The organism is Sphingobium sp. PNB (assembly GCF_019873065.1).
GTDB classification, from domain to species: Bacteria; Pseudomonadota; Alphaproteobacteria; order Sphingomonadales; family Sphingomonadaceae; genus Sphingobium; species Sphingobium fuliginis.
This window is the reverse complement of sequence record NZ_JAINEZ010000192.1, coordinates 1-2,533: the sequence shown is the minus strand read 5'-3', so window position 1 is coordinate 2,533 and position 2,533 is coordinate 1. Positions and strand designations below refer to the sequence as shown.

At 53.0% G+C, this 2,533-nt stretch carries 3 protein-coding genes; 1 reads left to right on the top strand and 2 read right to left on the bottom strand.

What is annotated here, in order from left to right; all coding sequences use genetic code 11:
- Positions 1–61 precede the first annotated feature (61 nt).
- Complete coding sequence (locus tag K7W03_RS27185; protein ID WP_222888072.1) at positions 62–1,096, bottom strand: hypothetical protein; 1,035 nt, start codon at positions 1,094–1,096, stop codon at positions 62–64.
- Positions 1,097–1,515: 419 nt separating this feature from the next.
- Positions 1,516–2,028: a hypothetical protein gene (locus tag K7W03_RS27180; RefSeq protein ID WP_222888070.1), complete on the bottom strand. Its 513-nt coding sequence runs from the start codon at positions 2,026–2,028 to the stop codon at positions 1,516–1,518.
- 69 nt (positions 2,029–2,097) lie between these two features.
- Here K7W03_RS27180 and K7W03_RS27175 point away from each other — a divergent pair, with 69 nt between their 5' ends.
- Positions 2,098–2,310, top strand: coding sequence for a hypothetical protein (locus tag K7W03_RS27175; RefSeq protein ID WP_222888068.1), 213 nt, complete (start codon positions 2,098–2,100; stop codon positions 2,308–2,310).
- Positions 2,311–2,533 lie beyond the last annotated feature (223 nt).

Sequence of the window (2,533 nt, the reverse complement as noted above, 5' to 3'; positions counted from 1 at the left end):
CTAACCCGGCACCATGAACCCGCCGCGACAATCTGTTCTCATCCTGATAGTCGCTGACCTCTCACCCAGATCGTCGCGCTATACCGCCGCCACGCCCAACCCAATTTCGCAACCAAACCTGTACTTTGAAATCTGTAGAATATACTTCAGGTGCTTCGGTCCTAATCGCATGTTCCCTGGAATTCCGCCGCGCGATCGCTCTCATCGCTTTCAGGAACGTTTCATACTCATCACTTTTTTGCGGCAAGAGAACATTGAAGCGGGTCGGCAGTTTGGATCTGCTGGGCCAGCATCGGTCGACATCGGCTGGAAGGAATGACGGCCGGGGACCGCTAAGGATCATCTCCTCGACTGTGATCAAATCGGTTTCCCGATTGTCGGTTGAGCGCCCTGCTCGCTTCGCTTCGAAATATCGCTCAAGGTTCGTCTTCGGCGGTAACTCGCGACGCCAATTCGCGGCGCGTGAGGCCGACGAAGTGCCAGCGCCAGATTGACATGATGCATCCTCAGCCAAGACCCCCTTCAAGGCATCCGCTAAGGCTCGCTGTAGTTTTGCGTCAGCCCCCGCGGCGTATAATGCTCGCTTTTCATCATTTGAGAGATAGGAATCCACTGCCACCATCAGCGGCCAGGCCGGTCCGAGCGCGGCTGGGCCTGATGCGATGTTCTTGAACTCCTTGGCAAGGAGCAGAAATGCTACAAGATGCATGCCTTGCTTGACGCCTTCGTCAGTGATCCCCGCCCGTTGTTGACGAGCGTCGACGCCATCAAAATAGGTTCTGAGCCCGCGCTCGATATACCTTCCAGGCTTCTGGCGGTCGCGCAGAACGACATACTGATGCTCAGGCCTGAGTTGGAGCCCACTTGCAGCTACGGCTTGCATCCAGATTGCAATGTCAGGCTCGTCGCCGACCAGACCCAGCAGCAGCCGACGTGCAAAGGCCTGGGTCTTTGTTAGGTGCTCCGTTGGCCTGGTCACCAGTTCGAGCAACTGCCTAACCTCCGCCGCTGCTGCCTCTTGCTCCTGCGGCCACATCGCGGCGAAGGCACCCAGGTGCTCCTCCGAGATAAGTTCGTTCAAATCCATGTTGGCCATATGGCCTCCCTATTCGATTACTGGCGGCGCGGCCGACCGGACGAGCGTTGCCCAGTTCATGATCATCTTCGCTTGAGCGAACGGAAACCTTTCTCAGTAGCAGAGCCATGCAGGCACATTTCCGGCGCCCACATGCTCAGCCGCACTCGTCGGCAGGTGACAAACCTTCGTTTGCACCGTGCAGATGGTGTCAAAGTGAAAAGAGGGATGTTGGCGGCGGTGACAAACCTTCAAGATTTGAGGTGCCAAATCCATGCGGTTTCGAGTGCCAACATTTAGGCGCAATACCGCAAAAATGTGGAAGCCAACATTTTTGCATGTAGGTGACCGCCGCCCTTGGGGCGACGGTCACGAATGAAGGCTGCGCCTTCAGGTCCTCCAGCATCGGCGTGAGACCGATACCTCCGGAAGGCAAGCGATCAGTCATTGGACAAATGCCTAGAAAGCAGATTCTTTATAGTATCCGCAATTACCGCCCGATCGTCGGCATCCAGCGTGGAGAGCTTATATGTTGTGATCCCATGCTCATCGAACATGCTTTCGATGAATTCACGGGATCCCTCATACAATCCTGCACTCTTGTACCGTGTATCTATTTGCTCTTTATTTTTCTCCCGAGCTTCCATCACGAACTTAAGTTCAGTCATGTCGGCATAAAGAGCCAAATAGATCTCGTTTGCAGCAACAGCTGCCTTCTTATATTTGTCCAGGTTGTTGACAACATTCCGCTTAAGGACGAGTTCACGGTGCCCCAAGCTGGTGGAATTAAGCCTCGGGTTTTTGTAAACGGTACGGAAATAGTCGGGTGAACCAGCAAGTACCGAAAGTAGTTCGTCCTCCAGTTTCTTCAGATCTGCCTGACGATTTTCCAGAACGTATTTGAAATAATTGGTACCACTGTCACCCCTGAACGAGCATAGGTCGTAATCCATCGAATCCCCTTTCACTTAACCAACCTAGTGAGTTGGCCAGAGCTAGGGAGCGGCCCAGTTCAGGGGCGTATGATTGAAAAATCGAATGCAGCAGTGGCCTCGCCAATCAGTCCATGCCAACTTCCGTCGAAAATATTCACGGCAATTGAAAAAATTGGTGGCGGCAAGGGAAAACGCAACGACGAACAGGCCGAAAATCAGCCGGAGAAATGCCATAAGTGCGGAAATTATCGCGCTCATACGTCTGAAATATATGCTGTCGAAAAGCGCATCAAACGATAATTGAGAAATCGCGGTTAATAGATGTTAAATATTTTTTCCATTGTTATTATGTCCTGGATGTTCGAAGTCGCGTCTTCAATGCGCTTCACGCGCTGATGGCCGCGACATAGCTTTGCGAATTGGGTGGTGCGCGGATCAATTGTGGAGCGGCGTGCAAAATTGACCCCCTTAGCGGGGTGATCGGCGTCTAAAATTGACCCCCATCATTCCAGAGTGTGAGGCG